The organism is Pseudomonas sp. CNPSo 3701, assembly GCF_028674975.1.
Lineage (GTDB): Bacteria > Pseudomonadota > Gammaproteobacteria > Pseudomonadales > Pseudomonadaceae > Aquipseudomonas > Aquipseudomonas straminea.
Genome location: NZ_JAQZSI010000003.1, coordinates 325,813 through 343,118 on the forward strand (window position 1 = coordinate 325,813; position 17,306 = coordinate 343,118).

17 protein-coding genes and 1 pseudogene are annotated in these 17,306 nt (G+C 63.4%); 12 read left to right on the forward strand and 6 right to left on the reverse strand.

Annotation, left to right across the window (positions count from 1 at the left end; translation table 11 throughout):
* Positions 1–40 precede the first annotated feature (40 nt).
* Positions 41–349 (reverse strand): winged helix-turn-helix transcriptional regulator, encoded by a 309-nt coding sequence (locus PVA39_RS10730; protein WP_274124052.1) that lies wholly within the window; start codon positions 347–349, stop codon positions 41–43.
* A gap of 147 nt (positions 350–496) precedes the next feature.
* On the opposite strand from PVA39_RS10730, the pseudogene gstA reads away from it, so the two are divergent.
* The 3 genes and pseudogenes from gstA to PVA39_RS10745 all read left to right on the forward strand — a co-directional run.
* Positions 497–1,093, forward strand: a pseudogene (gene gstA, locus PVA39_RS10735) (glutathione transferase GstA); the annotation flags it as partial.
* Positions 1,094–1,203: 110 nt separating this feature from the next.
* Positions 1,204–1,845: a DUF2625 domain-containing protein gene (locus PVA39_RS10740; RefSeq protein WP_147176406.1), complete on the forward strand. Its 642-nt coding sequence runs from the start codon at positions 1,204–1,206 to the stop codon at positions 1,843–1,845.
* Positions 1,846–1,903: 58 nt separating this feature from the next.
* Positions 1,904–2,914, forward strand: a complete 1,011-nt coding sequence (locus PVA39_RS10745) for a hypothetical protein (RefSeq protein ID WP_274124053.1) — start codon at positions 1,904–1,906, stop codon at positions 2,912–2,914.
* A gap of 99 nt (positions 2,915–3,013) precedes the next feature.
* Here the strand turns inward: PVA39_RS10745 and PVA39_RS10750 are convergent, their stop codons facing one another.
* Positions 3,014–4,339 (reverse strand): alginate export family protein, encoded by a 1,326-nt coding sequence (locus PVA39_RS10750; protein ID WP_274124054.1) that lies wholly within the window; start codon positions 4,337–4,339, stop codon positions 3,014–3,016.
* A 343-nt stretch (positions 4,340–4,682) separates the two neighbouring features.
* Here PVA39_RS10750 and pcaH point away from each other — a divergent pair, with 343 nt between their 5' ends.
* The 4 genes from pcaH to PVA39_RS10770 are packed head-to-tail and all read left to right on the forward strand — an operon-like array spanning position 4,683 to position 8,078.
* Entirely contained in the window at positions 4,683–5,396 is a 714-nt protein-coding gene (pcaH, locus tag PVA39_RS10755; protein WP_093501547.1) for a protocatechuate 3,4-dioxygenase subunit beta, read from the forward strand.
* Positions 5,397–5,406: 10 nt separating this feature from the next.
* A complete protein-coding gene (gene pcaG, locus PVA39_RS10760; protein WP_274124055.1) occupies positions 5,407–6,015 on the forward strand; it encodes a protocatechuate 3,4-dioxygenase subunit alpha in 609 nt (202 codons plus the stop codon).
* The gene (gene zapE, locus PVA39_RS10765; RefSeq protein WP_443200954.1) at positions 6,005–7,135 is read left to right on the forward strand and encodes a cell division protein ZapE; all 1,131 of its coding nucleotides are present in this window, start codon (positions 6,005–6,007) and stop codon (positions 7,133–7,135) included. Before pcaG ends, zapE begins: the two co-directional genes overlap by 11 nt.
* A gap of 4 nt (positions 7,136–7,139) precedes the next feature.
* The gene (locus PVA39_RS10770) at positions 7,140–8,078 is read left to right on the forward strand and encodes an AEC family transporter (RefSeq protein WP_274124056.1); all 939 of its coding nucleotides are present in this window, start codon (positions 7,140–7,142) and stop codon (positions 8,076–8,078) included.
* 285 nt (positions 8,079–8,363) lie between these two features.
* Here PVA39_RS10770 and PVA39_RS10775 read toward each other — a convergent pair whose 3' ends face one another.
* From PVA39_RS10775 to PVA39_RS10785, 3 genes are read right to left on the reverse strand one after another with little or no spacing between them, the layout of a single operon-like run.
* Entirely contained in the window at positions 8,364–8,984 is a 621-nt protein-coding gene (locus PVA39_RS10775; protein WP_274124057.1) for an NAD(P)H-dependent oxidoreductase, read from the reverse strand.
* Positions 8,977–10,371, reverse strand: coding sequence for a class II fumarate hydratase (locus PVA39_RS10780; RefSeq protein WP_274124058.1), 1,395 nt, complete (start codon positions 10,369–10,371; stop codon positions 8,977–8,979). Before PVA39_RS10780 ends, PVA39_RS10775 begins: the two co-directional genes overlap by 8 nt.
* 60 nt (positions 10,372–10,431) lie before the next feature.
* Positions 10,432–11,442 (reverse strand): DUF2804 domain-containing protein, encoded by a 1,011-nt coding sequence (locus PVA39_RS10785; protein ID WP_274124059.1) that lies wholly within the window; start codon positions 11,440–11,442, stop codon positions 10,432–10,434.
* Positions 11,443–11,690: 248 nt separating this feature from the next.
* Here PVA39_RS10785 and PVA39_RS10790 point away from each other — a divergent pair, with 248 nt between their 5' ends.
* Together PVA39_RS10790 and PVA39_RS10795 are read left to right on the forward strand one after the other, a co-directional pair.
* Positions 11,691–12,191, forward strand: a complete 501-nt coding sequence (locus PVA39_RS10790) for a DUF2059 domain-containing protein (protein WP_093501535.1) — start codon at positions 11,691–11,693, stop codon at positions 12,189–12,191.
* Positions 12,192–12,244: 53 nt separating this feature from the next.
* Positions 12,245–12,550, forward strand: coding sequence for a BolA family protein (locus PVA39_RS10795; protein ID WP_093501533.1), 306 nt, complete (start codon positions 12,245–12,247; stop codon positions 12,548–12,550).
* Between the two features lie 100 nt (positions 12,551–12,650).
* On the opposite strand, the gene PVA39_RS10800 is transcribed toward PVA39_RS10795, so the two are convergent.
* On the reverse strand, positions 12,651–13,664 hold the full coding sequence (locus PVA39_RS10800) for a zinc-dependent alcohol dehydrogenase family protein (RefSeq protein WP_274124060.1): 1,014 nt from the start codon (positions 13,662–13,664) through the stop codon (positions 12,651–12,653).
* 244 nt (positions 13,665–13,908) lie between these two features.
* On the opposite strand from PVA39_RS10800, the gene trhO reads away from it, so the two are divergent.
* Genes trhO through PVA39_RS10815 form a run of 3 tightly spaced genes read left to right on the forward strand, consistent with a single transcriptional unit; the run spans position 13,909 to position 17,257 of the window.
* Entirely contained in the window at positions 13,909–14,850 is a 942-nt protein-coding gene (trhO, locus tag PVA39_RS10805; RefSeq protein WP_274124061.1) for an oxygen-dependent tRNA uridine(34) hydroxylase TrhO, read from the forward strand.
* A 3-nt stretch (positions 14,851–14,853) separates the two neighbouring features.
* The gene (locus tag PVA39_RS10810; RefSeq protein WP_274124062.1) at positions 14,854–15,486 is read left to right on the forward strand and encodes a DsbA family protein; all 633 of its coding nucleotides are present in this window, start codon (positions 14,854–14,856) and stop codon (positions 15,484–15,486) included.
* The gene (locus tag PVA39_RS10815) at positions 15,479–17,257 is read left to right on the forward strand and encodes an ABC transporter ATP-binding protein (protein WP_274124063.1); all 1,779 of its coding nucleotides are present in this window, start codon (positions 15,479–15,481) and stop codon (positions 17,255–17,257) included. The genes PVA39_RS10810 and PVA39_RS10815 overlap by 8 nt, the downstream gene beginning before the upstream one ends.
* The last annotated feature ends 49 nt before the right edge of the window (positions 17,258–17,306 follow it).

Below are 17,306 nucleotides of genomic sequence, written 5' to 3' on the forward strand. Positions count from 1 at the left end.
TAACGCGCTTTCAATCTCAAGAACTGACCGACAGCGCGTTCTAAGCATCCCCCGCCATCGGGGCTTGAGCCGCTGGCCTGGCTTTCAGCCACAAGCCAAAGGTCTTCACCACCTCGACCACCGGTCGCAGCCGTTCGCCTTCGGCGCTGAGGCAGTACTCCACTCGCGGAGGAATTTCTGGGTAGACGGTGCGTTCGATCAGGCCGGCCTGTTCCAGTGCGCGCAATTCCAGGGTCAGTACCCGTTGCGAGATCTGCGGCATATCGCGGCGCAGCTGGTTGAAGCGTTTGCTGCCGTCGAGCAGATACGACACCAGCAGCAGCCGCCATCGCCCGCCGATCAGGCGCATGGCTTCTTCAATCGAACAGCCCGAAACGTTCTTCTTCACGGCGCTTTCAAGGTAACCAATTTGTGCCCCACTCACCAAAAAGTGCGCTCTTACGCGCTGGGGCGAATTAAAGAATACTGGCCGTCCTTCTCTACCAGGACGCTCTCCATGAAGCTCTACTTCGCTCCCCATGCCTGCTCGCTGGCGCCCCATATCGTACTGCGCGAGCTGGGGCTGTCGTTCTCGCTGATCAGGGTCAACAACCAGACCAAGCGCACCGCTGATGGGCGCGACTTCTATCAGATCAACCCGAAGGGCTACGTCGCGGCGCTGGAATTGGCGGACGGCACGGTGCTGACCGAGGGCGCGGCGATTCTACAGTACCTCGCCGACCTGCGCCCCGAGGCCGGGCTGGCACCCGCGAACGGCACGCTGCAACGCACCCAGCTGCAGGCTCAGTTGAGTTTCATCGGCAGCGAACTGCATGCGGGGATGAGCCCCTTGTTCAATGACGCCATTGCAGAGGACGCCAAAGTGCTGCTGCGCCAGCGCCTGGCTCGTCGCCTTGGGTACATGGAGCAGGTGCTGTCCGAAGGCGGCTACGTCTATGGCGATCATTTCACCATTGCCGACGCTTATCTGTTCACGGTACTGGGTTGGACCGAGCACCTGCGCATCGATCTGACGTCTTTCCCGGCCACCGAACGCTTCCGTCGCAGCATCGCGCAGAGACCCTGCGTGGTTACGGCAATGAGGGCGGAGGCCGAGTCTGAGCAAGTGGTTTGGACCACGGGTGGCGCAGGTGCTACGAACTCCCCGTCGGCAGTGCAGTCCATGAAGCAGCCATCCTGCGCACGACATCCTAGCGAGACGATATGAAGACGCTGCAAACCCTGATCGACATCCAGGATCCCGGTCTCCCGGAATTACAGGCGATGCTGAGCGAGGCCGAGCGGCCTTGCGAGCTGTTGCCGCCTTCGCTACTGAACGACGATGTGCTCCTGCATCTGCAGGTCACCACGCGTTCGTTGCTGGGCACGGTGGCCTACGAAACCGGCGGCATCGTGATCGATCACGGCTGGCTGCGCATTCTCGGCTCTGGGCACGCGCGGCTGTCGCGCAACCTCAAGGACTGGAATGCCGATGCCAGTCGCGGCTATCTGCTGATAGCCGACGATGCCGCCGGCGGTTTCTTCGCCCTCAATGGCGGCGGGCTGGGCAGTGATGTCGGCGCGCTCTATTACTGGTCCCCTGACAGCCTGACCTGGGAGGCGCTGGAAATCGGCTACGGCGACTTTCTCGGCTGGGCGCTGAGCGAGCAATCCCAGCTGTTCTATGAGGGCTTGCGCTGGGCATCCTGGCAAACCGACGTACGCACCATGAATGCCGACCAGTGCGTGTCGTTCTTCCCGTTTCTCTGGACCCGCGAAGGCTCGCCGGATGGCAGCTCGCGCAAGGTGGTGAGCGTCGAAGAGCAGTTCGCCCTCAAATGCGAACTCGCTGATAGTGCGACCTGAGAATCTGCGCCGCTATGCATATCGATAACGCAATGACCGCCCGTTGTAGGAGCGTGCCTTGTCTGGCGTAACCGGCCTACCTTCACCCATCGCGCTGCCGATGCGCTGGTCGACCCGCATCCCCGGTTTACAGGCCCAGCGCCTGTGGACTGATCCAGTGGGCGGGCAACTATTGGTTGCCGATGGCTGGGGTGTTGCCTTTGGCGCACTGCGCCTGCGCAGCCTCGATCTGCAGGACGGGCACGAACGGGCCAGTGTGCGCCTGGGCAATGCCGCTCGCGCATTGACCCGGGAGGCCGAGGGCAACTGGCTGGCCGCTACCGATCAGAAGCTGTTTCGTCTGGCTGCGGGTAGCCTGCAGCCGCTGGCCAAGTGGACCTCGCGCATCCCCAAGTACAGCGATCAGCTGCTCTGTCAGGGAGATTTCGTACTGGCCATGAACGCGGCAGCCAGCTCGGTTTCCGCCATCGATCTGGCGAGTGGGGCGGTCAAGCGTCGTGCGCTGCCAGCTGCCGGGCGCTTGCATGGCGTTGCAGGCGATGCGTTGCTGATCTGCGTCGATGGCAGTGCCTGGCAGCTCACCAACGGCCTGGCAAAGGCGCCAAAGCGTCTGGCCAGCCTCCCCGCGCACTGCGCCACGGCTGCCGACGAGTCGGGGCGCCTGTGGCTGTCGCTGGGCGCCGGTCGCCAAGCCGACGGCAATGGGGTGAGCTGGGCGGCGCCGACAACCCTGCTGGCCGTGTCGGTGTCACCCTATGAGGTTTGCGTCGAACAGGATCTGGGCCTGCCATTCTGGCAGCTTGAGGTTTCGCGCGATGGTCGCGTGCTGTGGGTGATCGGCGTATCGAGCTTCGAGCACGAAGGCGAAACGCGCTATCGGCAGAATCAGGTGGCCTGCTTCGATACGGCCGATTACCGCTGCATCGCCAGGGGCTGCGTTCCCGAAGGCTTTGAGGTAAAGCAGATATGCCCTGAGCTGGGACTGGTGTGGGCGATGCAGGCAGCCGATGACCAGACAGAGCTGAGTGCACTATTAGGGTGTTTCGAACTTGGTGTGGCTGCTGGTTGATGCACTGGGCGAGCTATTGCCCAGGATCGCTACACGTTCCCAAAACGAAAAGGGCAGCCATCCATGGTGGCTGCCCCCTTATAACGCCTGGCCTTCGGATCAGAAGGAGAGGGCGAACATCAGCTGGGTGTAGACGTTACGGTCATTACTACCCAACTGGGTGCCGCCGTTATCCGCGCTTTTCTTCGGCTGGTAGAGGCCGACCAAGGGAATGACCGCCAGATTTTCCGTAAGGCCCCACTGGGCATACACATCGAACTCACGGCCGGAGAGGTTGCCGAGGTCGTTCTTGATGGTGTCGTAGTTGAACCACAGTGCGCCTACGGTCAGGTTCTCCAGCGGCGTGACGCTGGCGCCTACGTGGTGAATGCGGGTATTGCTGTTGAAGGGGCCTGCGTAGTTGCCGGCCACCTCGCCCTGGAACCAGGTGCCGAAGCCGCGGTTGAGGCCGTAGAACAGGGTGTCGTAGCCTTCCGAGAATCGGCTGTAGCGATAGTTGACCTTCGGTGACCAGGCGACATCGGAGAAGGTCCAGCCGGCTTCCAGATACCAGGCGTCTTCGTTATCCACCTTGCGCTTGTCTTGCCAGGCGTATTCGCCGGACAGGAACAAATCCTTCACGCCGGCATTGCCCTGGGCACGGAGGCTGTAGGTATTCATGCCGTCGCGGTTCAGTTGCGTAGCGTTGGCGTATTTATCGTCCACGTCTTTGACGTCGATATAGGTCAGGCCTACGGTGCCGGCTTCGGCAACATGCTCCAGCGTGCCGACGTACATTTCCGAGCGCGCCTGGGCGCGGTTGTCGGATTTGATCCACATCAGGTCACTGCGCCAGCCTTCCTTGCCGCCCAGGCGCAGCACGGCGGTCTGGTCGAAGTTCTTGCGGGCGGCAAGATAGTAGCCGCCGCCACGATTGTATTGACCCGTGTCCACGCCCTTGCCGAGGTTCAGGGCGTCGCCATTGATCAGGAAGCCATCGCCGACCACGATGTTCTGGCGGCCGAAGGACAGATCCACGCCGTCCTCACCCAGCACCGGAAACAGGTCAGCCGAGCGCCAGCCCATATAGGCATCTTCGATCTTGGTGGTGCGCTCCGAGCCATCGGTGAAGCTGGCTGCATCGCCGTCGCCCCAGGTGCCCGAAGAGAGGAAACCGAACGCGCCATAAGCCGTGCCGGCGCCGCCAAGCCCCTGGTCGGCGCTGACGCCATACTTGAGGTAGCCCTCGCGCCACGACGCCGAACCAGCGCGTGTAGCGCCCGTGGTGGCATAGCGCTCCTGGCTGTGGAAGATGCCGAACACTGCTTCGAAGTTGGCATTCACATGGGTGTCATCGTCGCCGTAGAGCTCGTACGCGCCGGCCTGGGAGGCCGCGGCGATCAAGAGGGCGAGGGCGGAGCGTTGCAGCACGAAGGACTTGGGCATGGTTGGCTTCCCTGGGTTTTTCTTATGGGACGAAGGGTGAGTCGATACTAGGTGTTTGCCCAAGACAGCCCTTGAGCGTCCTTGCCATTCATTTGTCTTTCCTTGCCAACACTAGATCAGCTTTCTCCAAACGCTCCCGCTGAACTCGAACCTGGAGAGCCGGCTGCATGACGTACGGGTGCTTCAAAATGGTTTATTAGATAACCATCAGGTTATGTATGTGCCGTTCTTTTTCATTAGTCGGCTCGTTCTTCCTGGCTGATCATGGCCCGCAGAGCCTGCATTGGCGCCTCGGCGCCCATATGACCGGCGACTCCACAAATTCAATAAACAGGAGCGTCCCATGTCCGAGGACAGCCGTTTCATCATCCGTGATCGCAACTGGCACCCCAAAGCCTTCACCCCCGATTACAAAACCTCCATCGCCCGTTCGCCACGCCAGGCGCTGGTGAGCATTCCGCAATCGGTTTCGGAAACCACCGGGCCGGATTTCACCCATCTGAAGATGGGCAAGCACGACAACGACCTGCTGCTCAATTTCAATAACGGCGGCCTGCCCATCGGTGAGCGCATTCTGGTGTGTGGTCGGGTGATGGATCAGTACGGCAAGCCGATTCCCCATACCTTCGTGGAGATGTGGCAGGCCAATGCCGGCGGCCGCTACCGTCACAAGAACGACCGCTACCTGGCGCCGCTGGACCCGAATTTTGGCGGCGTCGGTCGCGCCCTGACCGACAGCGAAGGCAATTACAGCTTCCGCACTGTCAAGCCGGGCCCATACCCGTGGCGCAACGGCCCGAATGACTGGCGCCCGGCGCACATTCACTTCTCCATCAGTGGCCCGTCGATCTCGACCAAACTGATCACCCAACTGTATTTCGAAGGGGATCCGCTGATCCCGCTGTGCCCGATCGTCAAGTCCATCGCCAACCCGGACGCGGTACAGACGCTGATCGCCAAGCTCGACATGAGCATGGCCAACCCCATGGACTGCCTGGCCTACCGTTTCGACATCGTGCTGCGCGGCCAGCGCAAGACCCACTTCGAGAACTGCTGAGGAGCCCGCCATGCCTGTCGAACTCTTGCCCGAAACCGCTTCGCAAACCGCCGGCCCCTACGTACATATCGGCCTGGCCCTGGCCGCTGCCGGCAACCCGACCCGCGACCAAGAAATCTGGAACCAGATGGCCAAACCCGGTGCGCCGGGCGAGCACATCACCCTGATCGGCCACGTCTACGACGGCAACGGCCACTTGGTGCGCGACGCCTTTCTGGAGCTCTGGCAAGCCGATCTCCAGGGCCGTTACGACGCCGAGTACAACCTGGACAAACCCTTCAACGGTTTTGGCCGTACCGCCACCACCTTCGATGCCGGCAGCGAGTGGACGGTGCAGACTGTCAAGCCCGGTGTGGTCAACAACGCCGCCGGTGTGCCGATGGCGCCGCACGTGAACATCGCGCTGTTCGCCCGCGGCATCAATATTCACCTGCACACCCGTCTGTATTTCGAGGACGAAGCCGATGCCAACGCCAAGGACCCGGTACTCAACCTGATCGAGCAGCCGTCGCGCCGCGAAACCCTGATCGCCAAGCGCTGCGAGGTTGACGGCAAGCCGGCCTACCGATTTGATATCCGCATTCAGGGGGACGGCGAAACGGTGTTTTTTGATTTCTGACAGCGACCTGGATGCGCCCGTCGAGCAGATCGACGCGCGCATTCATCAAGGTTTCACCGCGGCGCTCGAAGCCCGTGGTTTTCACGCCGACAGTCAGCAACAGCAAGCAATCGATACCCTGGGGCAGTGGCTGCAAGGCTGGTGCACGGGGCGGCGTGGCTGGTTGCGCAAGCCGGCTGCCGGCGTCTACCTGTGGGGCGGCGTGGGGCGCGGCAAAAGTTTCGTGATGGACGTCTTCTTCGCGGCGGCGCCGTTCAGCGCCAAGCGCCGCGTACATTTCCATGCCTTCTTGCAGGAGCTGCAGCAGCGCATGCAGCCGTTCGCCGGTCAGCCTGATCCGCTGGTGCTGGCAGTCCGCGCGTTGGCGCAGGATATCCGCCTGCTGTGCTTCGACGAATTTCACGTGCATGACATCGGTGATGCCATGCTGCTGCGGCGGCTGCTCGACGTGCTGGTCGAGGAGGGCGTCGGCCTGGTGATGACCTCCAATTACCCGCCGGCCGGGCTGTGCCCCAATCCGTTGTACCGCGAGCGCTTCACCCCGGCGATCCAGATGCTCGAGAAGCGTTTTACCGTGCTGAGTCTGGATGCCGGTACCGATTACCGCGAACTGCCGGGCAACGCTCAGCAGTGGGGCGAGTACCTGTGGCCGCAGTCGGCGGGTGGCCAGGCTTATCTGGAACGCTGGCTGGCGCTGGATGAGCAGGCCCAGCGTGATCAGCTGCTGACCGTCAATCATCATCCGCTGCAGGTGCGCGCCCTGGCGCCCGGTCGCGCCTGGCTGGAGTTCGCCGAGCTGTGCGGCAACGCCCACTCCACGGCAGACTTTCTCTGGCTGTTGCAGCGTTATCCGCGCCTGGCGCTGACCGGCGTGCCGACCCTGGATTCCCAACCCACCGATGCCTGCCAGCGGTTCATCAATCTGGTAGATATCTCGTACGATGCCGGCGCCACGCTGCTGTTGTGCAGCGAATTCAGTCTCGAGCGCCTGTGCCGCGGCTCCGCCCATCAGGATTTCGTACGAACACGCAGCCGTCTCGGTCAATTGCACAGGCAAGAATTGGCTATGACCGAAGGCACCGGCCCAGAGGTCCGTGCTACCTGCGACAAGGAATGCTGAACCCGTGCTGCAAATCCTCCAGATCACCGCACCGATCTTCCTGCTGATCGGCCTTGGCTACCTCGCGGCTATGGGCGGCCTGCTCAACCGTGAGCAGGTGCGCGGCATCGGCGCCTTCGTGATCACCTTCGCCATGCCGGCGCTGTTGATCAAGACCCTGGGCACTTCGCCGATCCAGCAGGCCATGGCGCCCGGTTATCTGCTTGCCTATGCGGTCGGCTCCCTGGCGGCCTTTGCTGCAGCTTTCGGCGTGTCGCGCTGGTGGCGCGGCGACAACCTGTCGGGTTCGTCCATCAACGCCATGGGCATGTCGGTTTCCAACAGCGGGTTCGTCGGCTATCCGATGGTGGCGGCAGCGCTTGGCTCGCCTGCGGTGTTGGGCATGGCGATGGGCATGCTGGTCGAGAACCTGCTGATGATCCCCCTGGCGCTGGTATTGGCCGAGGCGGGCAAGCAGCAGGGTGGCGGTCTCAAGGTGCTGGGCATGACCTTTGGGCGGCTGCTGAAAAATCCGGTGATCATCGGTATCAGCATTGGCGTGGCCGTTTCCCTGTTGGGGATCGAGATTCCGCCGCTGCTGTTCAAACCCATCGATATGCTCGCCGGCGTATCGGCGCCCTTGGCGCTGTTCGTGATCGGTGCCGGTCTGTTTGGCATGAAGGCGCGCGGCGTCTGGGTCGATGCCGCGTGGATCGCCAGCGGCAAGCTGATCATCCACCCTTTGGCGGTGCTGGTCGCCTTCATGCTGGTGCCAGGCGTCGACCCGATGATGAAGGCCGTGGGCGTGCTGTTTGCCTGCTCACCGATGATGAGCATCTTCCCCATTCTCGGCCAGCGCTTCGGTCTGGAGGACCGCTGCAGCGCGACCCTGCTGGTGGCGACGGTGCTGTCGTTCTTCACCATCAGCGTGGCGTTGGTGTTTATCGGCGCGGGATTGAGGTAAGGGCGATTTATTTCTTAGAGAGGGCAGGTCGCGTAGGTAAAACCGCCCCTTTCGAGAGCCTGTTCACGATCTTTCGGCTCGGCTTCGGCGTGTTGACTGCAATGTGGCGGGAGCGACCGGTGAGCAGAATACTTTTGTAGGAGCGGCTTTAGCCGCGAGCTCTTTGTTTGCCTTGATAAAAAGCTCGGGGCTAAAGCCCCTCCTACGCGTTACGCGAACGGCCGCTTTTGCCTTGTTGTAGCCTCTTTAGCGTCGCCTAGAAAGTTCGCGAACAGCTTGCAAGAATCAAACCCTGCTACCCAGCAACTCCGCGCGCCGTATCCAGTTCTGCCGCTGATTCTCCGAGGACGGACGCACTGGCGAGAACGTCTCCAGCCGCCGCGTCTTGATGCCGCAGAAGCCGAGTATGGTGCGCTTCATCTGCCGATGGGCCGGCGCGCCGTAGATCCAGTGAAAGTACCAGCGCGGCGTGTCGAGGGTGACCAGCAGGTCGGCGGTGCGGCCGCTGAGCAACTTGTCCCACAGCTGCGAGTTGCTGCGGTACTTGAAGGCGAAGCCGGGCAGCAGCACGCGGTCGAAGAAGCCTTTGAGCTGGGCGGGCAGGCCGCCCCACCAGACTGGATAAACGAACACCAAGTGTTGGGCCCAGTGGATCTGGCGCTGTGCTTCGAGCAGGTCCGGCTCCAGGGCCTGGCTCTGGCTGTAGCCCTCGTGCAGCACCGGGTCGAAGCTCAGCTCGCCCAGGCGGATCTGCCGCACCACATGGCCTTCAGTGCGCGCGCCCTGGGCGTAGGCCTCGGCCAGGGAGTGGCAGAGGCTGTCGCTTTTCGGCGAGCCGATGATCATCAGGATCCGCTTGCCATCCCCCTCCAGTGGGGTGGCGCCACTCTTGGCGCCGTCAGTCATGTTTGCCGGCCTCCAGCATGGTTTCCGGGCGCACCCAGGCGTCGAACTGCTCCTCGGTAAGGTGCCCCAGCGCCAGGGCCGCCTCGCGCAGGGTGGTGCCTTCGCTGTAGGCCTTCTTGGCGATTTCCGCAGCCTTGTCGTAGCCGATGTGCGGGTTCAGCGCGGTGACCAACATCAGGCCGCGCTCCAAGTGCTCGGCCATGCGCGGGGCATCGGGCTCCATGCCGAGCACGCAATGCTCGCGGAAGTTGCGGCAGCCATCGGCCAGCAGGCGAATCGACTGCAGCACGTTATGGATGATCACCGGCTTGTAGACGTTCAGCTGCAGGTGCCCCTGGCTGGCCGCGAAGCCGATAGTCACGTCGTTGCCCATCACCTGGCAGGCCAGCATCGACAGCGCCTCGCACTGGGTCGGGTTGACCTTGCCGGGCATGATCGAGCTGCCCGGCTCGTTGGCCGGTAGGCGCACCTCGGCCAAGCCGCCGCGTGGGCCCGAACCCAGCAGTCGCAGGTCGTTGGCGATCTTCATCAGTGCCACGGCCAGGGTTTTCAGGGCACCGGACAGCGCCGTCAGCGGCTCGTGGCCGGCCAGAGCGGCGAATTTGTTCGGCGCGCTCTTCAATGGCAGGCCACTCAGGGCTGCCAACTCCGCGGCAATCGCTTCGCCGAAACCAGGTGGCGAGTTCAGGCCGGTGCCCACCGCGGTGCCACCTTGAGCGAGTTCACAGACCGCCGGCAGGGTGGCGCGAATCGCCTGCTGGGCCATCTCCAGTTGCGCGACGAACGCCGATAGCTCCTGGCCAAAGGTGATCGGCGTGGCGTCCATCATGTGAGTACGACCGGTCTTCACCAGGCGGTTGTGGCGTGCGGCCTGATCGGCCAGGGCTTCGGCGAGCTCGCCGATGGCGGGCAGTAGGTCATTCTTGACTGCCCCTGCTGCCGCGATGTGCATGGCGGTGGGGAAGCAGTCGTTGGAGCTTTGTGCCCGGTTGACGTGATCGTTGGGGTGCACCGGGCTCTTGCCGCCACGCGGGTTGCCGGCCAGTTCGTTGGCACGCCCGGCGATCACCTCGTTGACGTTCATGTTGCTCTGGGTGCCGCTGCCGGTTTGCCAGACTACCAGCGGGAACTGATTGTCGTGCTGGCCGGCGATCACCTCGTCAGCGGCCTGCTCGATCAGTCGGGCGATATCGTGTGGCAGGTCGCCGATGCGGTCATTGATACGTGCAGCGGCTTTCTTGATCAGCGCCAGGGAATGCACCACCGCCAGTGGCATGCGCTCATCGCCGATGGCGAAATTGATCCGTGAACGCTGGGTCTGGGCACCCCAGTAGGCCTCCTCGGGTACTTCGATGGGGCCGATGCTGTCGGTTTCGGTACGGCTCATGGCGGGACTCCTCGTCGCTGGTCAAGCTCGTTAGGCTGCACCGATGACCACACGTTCCAACTACCAGCGCGTGCGTGTGTCACCCATCCAGCCCTGGGCCGCGCGCACCGGTACGCGTTCGCCGAGGGCGTTGCGTAACAGGCCATCGTACTGGCCGAACCACTCGTAGGTGTCGGCATACAGCAGGCCGAAGCCGAGGCGCGGTTTGGCGACATGGGCCTGGCGCGGGGTGAAGGTGAGGTCGACCTGGCCATCCTCGGTGGCCAGTTGCCAGGGCGCCAGCGGGTCGTTGCGCGTCTTCTGGATCTGCACCGGTTGTTCGAGGTGCAGCAGGGCGCCGCCGAACCACAGTGCGTTTTCCGTCAGGCCGCTGTGTTCTGCCCAGCCGCTGCCGAAGTTGCCGCCGATGCCGCCGGGCGCCGCGAACACCGCCCGGGTCCACTGGCTGTAGAACGGCCATACGCCACGGCCGAAATCCATGGAGGCGAAGCTGTGGCCGCTGGCGCATTCATAGGCCTTGTCGCCCAGGTGCACGCTACCTGTAACCGGTAGGCCTACCTGACGGCAGGTGGCATGAAAGCCCTTGTCGCCGAAGGGTACCACCAGATTTACCGACTCCAGGTGAAGGGGGCGCTGGATGTCCAGAGCAAGGTGCAGAGGCTGCCCGCCGATGTTCGGTGAGGTGGCGGTCAGCCGAACGCGGCCGGGAAATTCGTTGAAGTGCAACTGCACGCGCGAGTGATCGAAGGCATGGCTGCCCAGCGGCGTATCCGGCAGGTTGCAGCCGCGAGCCAGCAGGCTCAGTTGGTTGAGCGTCACGTGCTGGCCGCTGTTCAGGTCGAGAAAATACACGGCGCCGTAGCCGACGTAGTCGAGGTCAGCCTGGATCAGCGACAGTGTCCAGTCAGGCGTGCAGATATTCCAATGATTCCAACGTTTGCGGCGGCCCAGGTTGCCAGGCAGGGAGCAATCGACCCGAGGCTGCGCCGACCAGCCGACTGCATCAGGATTGAGCCGCCCATGGGCATCGCACAGGGGGATCGGCGGTGGTGCAATGAAGGGGCTGTTCATCGGACACGTCCATGTGTGCAGGCAAAGAGTCGCGGAGCATGCAGCTGTCTATGGCTGCGGGCAAGTGCTGGCAGTGTGAGCCTCGACGTAAAGATGCGCCAGTAGACATTTGGTGCTACTCGACTGCCATTGGTGGTAGCCAGATCGCAGTGTGCGACATTCAAAAAGGCTTGAGAGCCAAGGCGCCGGGGCACAAAATGCACCGCTGTCGGTCAAAGCACTTCACCCTTGTGTTCAGGAGTACCCCGATGTCCCGTATCCCCGCGTTCTGCATTGCCGCTCTGATGGCCGTCGGTAGCACCCAGGTACTGGCCGATGCCCGCAGCCATGCCGCCGATGCCGAGCGCTTCCTGCAGCTCGCCAACGCCGACAAGCTGGCGGTGCCGGTCTACGCCCAGGTGCAGCAGATGTTCGCCCAGCGTTTCGCCGAGGCCAAGGCGCCGGAGAGCAAGAAGGCCGTGCTGGAAAGCTACCAGGCCAAAGCCAACGCCGAGCTGGACAAGGCAGTCGGCTGGGACAAGCTCAAGCCCGACATGGTCAAGCTGTATACCAGCAACTTCAGTGAGCAGGAGCTCAAGGACCTGATCGCCTTCTACCAGTCGCCGCTCGGCCAGAAGGTGCTCAAGCAGATGCCGGCGCTCACCGCCCAGTCCGCACAGATCACCCAAGCCAAGCTGGAAAGCGCCGTGCCGGCGGTCAACAAGCTGCTCAGTGACATGGGCAACGAACTGGGCGCCAAGAAGCCCTGATACCCGAGATGGCCGGCGCTATGCCGGTCATCGCCTTAACCCCGGAGCTCGTAATGCCCAAGATCGACCTGCTGCGTACTGCCTTCGCCGCTCTGCAACCCGAGCACCTCGAGGTGCTGGACGAAAGCCATATGCACAGCCGTGGCCTGGAAACCCATTACAAGGCGGTAATCGTCAGTTCGCAGTTCGACGGCCTGAATGCCGTCAAACGCCATCAGAAGGTCTATGGTGTGCTGGGCGAGCTGATGAGTCAGGTGCATGCGCTGGCCCTGCACACCTACACGCCGCAAGAGTGGGCGCAGCAGGGGGTGGCCCCGGATTCGCCAACTTGCCGCGGTGGCAGCAAGCACGACCATTGATTTCTGCGTGCCCCGCCTTCTGCGTAGGGGCACTCATCTGTAAACGTCCCTAGTCAGGCAAGTCCCGGGTATCGCTTCGCTCAACCCGGGCTACGTGCATTTACCACTCGACCACGATCTTGCCGAAATGGCTGCCGCTTTCCTGCAGGCGGAAGGCGTCGGCCAGGTTTTCCAGCGCGAAGCTCTGGTCGAGGATCGGGCGTACACCGGACTGCTCCAGCGCGCGGATGTAGTCCTGCTGGTGACGACGGCTGCCGACGATCAACCCCTGCAGGCGTACCTGCTTGGCCATCAGTACTGCAGTCGGCACGTCGCCCTGGCGCCCGGTCAGCACGCCGATCAGGGCGATATGGCCGCCTACCCGTACTGCGGTGATCGATTGCGCCAAGGTGCCCGGACCGCCCACCTCGACCACCTGATCCACGCCGCGGCCATCGGTCAGCTCCATTACCCGTTTGCCCCAGTCCGGCGTCTGCCGGTAGTTGATGGTGTGATCGGCGCCCAGTTGGCGCAGGCGCTCAAGCTTCTCGTCGGACGAGGAGGTGGCGATCACCGTGGCGCCCATCATCCTGGCGATCTGCAGGGCTGCGATGGACACGCCGCCGCTGCCCAGCACCAGCACGCTGTCGCCGGCTTTGAGCCCTCCATCGACCACCAGCGCCCGCCAAGCGGTCAGCCCAGCGGTGGTGATGGTCGCTGCCTCGGCATGGCTCCAGCCTTTTGGTGCATGAGTAAAGGCGCTGGCAGCACGCACCGCATGCTGGACAGCGAAGCCGTCGATGCCATCGCCGGGGGTACCAGCAAAATTGCTGACCGGCGCGCCCACGTCACCGTCGGGCCACTGCGGGAAGAACCCGGACACCACGTGATCGCCGACCTTGAATTCGCTCACGCCTTCACCCACGGCCTCGACCACGCCGGCGCCGTCGGACATCAGCACCCGACCATCGGCCGTCGGGATGCTGCCATTGGCCACCAGCAGGTCGTGGAAATTCAGCGAGCTGGCGTGCAGGGCGACGCGAATCTCGCCGAGTCCGGGCTGGCCGGGGTCGTCGATATCGGTCACTTCGATGTTGTTCAGGCCTGCGGGTGCTCGCACGACGACGGCTTTCATGTCGGTTTCTCCTCTGGCTGCCAATAGGGTTGATCATTGACGGCGCGCAAGGCCGCCACTCTTTCTCGACCCTGTTAATCACCGGGCGTTCCGGCGGCGTGCACTACACCTGGGCGGCCAACACCAGTAAACTGCGCGGCCCACATTCACCTGTCCGTGCTCTGGCATTACCAGCGGCATGCGGCGGTATTGTTTTTGTCCACGGTCCGCCCTTTGCGAGGGCGACTACTGAAGGAAATCTGCAATGACCGACAATTCCATCGTCGTCGCGGCGCTCTACAAGTTCGTGTCCCTGCCGGACTACGAAGCGCTGCGCCAACCCTTGCTCGACACCCTGGTCGCCAATGGCATCAAGGGCACGCTGCTGCTCGCCGAAGAGGGCATCAACGGCACGGTTTCCGGTAGCCGAGAAGGCATCGACGCGTTGTTCGCCTGGTTCGCCCTCGACCCGCGCCTGGCCGACGTCGACCACAAGGAGTCGTACTGCGCCGAGCAGCCGTTCTATCGCACCAAGGTCAAGCTCAAGAAGGAGATCGTCACCCTGGGCGTACCGGGCGTCGATCCCAACCAGCGCGTGGGCACCTACGTGGAGCCGAAGGACTGGAACGCGCTGATCAGCGACCCCGAGGTGCTGCTGATCGACACGCGTAACGACTACGAAGTGTCGATCGGCACCTTCGAGGGCGCCATCGATCCCAAGACCAAGTCCTTCCGTGAATTTCCGGACTACATCCGCGAGCACTTCGACCCCAGCAAACACAAGAAGGTGGCGATGTTCTGCACCGGCGGCATCCGCTGCGAGAAGGCCTCCAGCTACATGCTCACCGAGGGCTTTCAAGAGGTTTATCACCTCAAGGGCGGCATTCTCAAATATCTGGAGGAAGTGCCGCAGGAAGAAACCAAGTGGCAGGGCGACTGCTTCGTGTTCGACAACCGGGTGACCGTGCGCCACGACCTCAGCGAAGGTGATTACGACCAGTGCCACGCTTGCCGCACGCCGGTTTCGGTCGAGGATCGCGCATCGGAATTCTTCAGCCCCGGCGTCAGCTGCCCGCATTGCTGGGACTCGCTGCCGGAGAAGACCCGCGAGGGCGCCCGCGAGCGTCAACGCCAGATCGAACTGGCGAAAGCGCGCAATCAGCCCCATCCTCTGGGTAACAATCCCCGTCAGAAAAACGAGGCCTGAGCCATGGATGCGCGTCTGCTCTACGTGATGGACCCGATGTGTTCCTGGTGCTGGGGCTTCGCGCCGGTGGTCGAGGCGCTGGCCGCCCAGGCCGCGGAGCAGGGCGTGCCCATGCAACTGGTGCTCGGCGGCTTGCGCCGCGATCAAGTGGCTATCGATGCGGCGGCGCGGGTGCGCTATCTGGGCTACTGGCAGGCAGTCAACGCCAGCACCGGCCAACTGTTCAACTTCGACGCCGGGATACCCCTGGGCATGCGTTACGACACCGAGGCGGCGTGCCGCGCGGTGGTCACCGTGCGTGATCTCGACCCGCAAAGCGCCTGGCCGATGGCGCAACGCATCCAGCAGGCGTTCTATCAGCAGGGCGCCGACGTGACCCTGGCCGCGACCCTGGTGCAACTGGCCGAGGAGGTCGGCATCCCGCGGATCGAATTCGCCGAGGCCTTCGACAGCGAGGTCGAGCACCGCGCCACCGCCGCCGACTTCACCTGGGTGCAGGATCTCGGCATTGCCGGCTTCCCGACCTTGCTGGCCGAGAAGGGCGGGCGTCTGGCGCTGCTCACCAACGGCTATCAGCCGCTCGACGCCCTATCGCCACTGCTCGCGCGCTGGCTGGAGCATGCCGTCGATGGTTGATCGCCTGAGTTGGGCGGAAATCCGTCGCCTGGCCCTGCGCCACAAGCGTGCGCTGATCCTTGCCAACCTGGTCGCTGTCCTGGCGACACTGTGCAGTGTGCCGATTCCTTTGCTGCTGCCATTGCTGGTCGACGAAGTGCTGCTGGGCGACGGCAACAGGGCACTGCGCATCATGGATCTGTTGCTGCCGGCGGCCTGGCAGGGGGCGGTCGGCTACATCCTGCTGATGCTGGGGCTGACCTTTCTGCTGCGTGGCGGCGCGCTGATCTTCAACGTGGTGCAGGCGCGGCTGTTCGCCCGGCTCGCCAAGGACATCGTCTACCGCATCCGCATCCGCCTGATCGAGCGGCTCAAGCGCATTTCCCTGGCTGAGTACGAAAGCCTGGGCGGCGGTACCGTGACCACCCACCTGGTCACCGATCTCGACACCCTGGACAAATTCATCGGCGAAACCCTCAGCCGTTTTCTGGTCGGCGTGCTGACCCTGGCTGGAACTTCGGCGATTCTGGTGTGGATGCACTGGAAGCTGGCACTGTTGATCCTGCTGTTCAACCCGCTGGTGATCTATGCCACGGTGCAGCTGGGCAAGCGCGTCAAACACCTGAAGAAGTTGGAGAACGACAGTACCTCGCGCTTCACCCAGGCGCTGACCGAAACCCTCGATTCGATCCAGGAAGTGCGCGCTGGCAATCGCCAGGGCTACTTCCTCGGTCGCCTCGGTGGACGCGCCAGGGAAGTGCGCGATTACGCCGTGGCCTCGCAATGGAAGACCGACGCCTCGAACCGCGCCAGCGGTCTGTTGTTCCAGTTCGGCATCGACATCTTCCGCGCCGCGGCGATGCTTACCGTGCTGTTCTCGGACCTGTCCATCGGCCAGATGCTCGCGGTATTCAGCTACCTGTGGTTCATGATCGGCCCGGTCGAGCAGCTGCTCAATCTGCAGTACGCCTTCTACGCCGCTGGTGGCGCGCTGACTCGCATCAACGAGCTGCTCGGCCGCCGCGATGAGCCGGACTATGTGGGCGGCGCCGACCCGTTCGCCGGCCGCGAGACCGTCGGCATCGAGATTCGCGACCTGAGCTTTGCCTATGGCGAGGAGCCGGTGCTGAGCGGGCTCAACCTGTCCATCGCGCCAGGCGAGAAGGTCGCCATCGTCGGTGCCAGTGGCGGTGGCAAAAGCACCCTGGTGCAGCTGCTGCTGGGCCTCTATACGCCCCAGGCCGGGGTGATTCGCTTTGGCGGCAAGAGTCAGGAAGAAATTGGTCTGTCGACCATTCGCGAGCATGTAGCGGTGGTGCTGCAGCACCCGGCGCTGTTCAACGACACGGTGCGTGCCAACCTGTGCATGGGCCGCGAGCGTAGCGACGAAGCCTGCTGGCAGGCGCTGACCATCGCCCAGCTGGCGCAGACCGTGCACCAGCTTCCGCAAGGGCTGAATACCGTGGTCGGACGCTCCGGTGTGCGGCTGTCCGGCGGCCAGCGCCAGCGCCTGGCCATCGCCCGTATGGTACTGGCAGACCCGCGGGTGGTGATTCTCGACGAGGCCACTTCGGCCCTCGACGCCGCCACCGAATACGCCCTGCACCAGGCGCTGGCGCAGTTCCTCAATGGCCGCACCACGCTGATCATCGCCCACCGCCTGAGCGCGGTGAAGCAGGCTGATCGGGTGCTGGTGTTCGATGGCGGCAGCGTCGCCGAAGATGGCGACCACCGCCAACTGATCGCCGAGGGCGGACTGTACGCCAAGCTCTACGGCAATCTGCAGCACTGATCAGCCGCGCCCCCTAAAGATTCGCTGCGGGGCGCGGCTCCTACAAAGA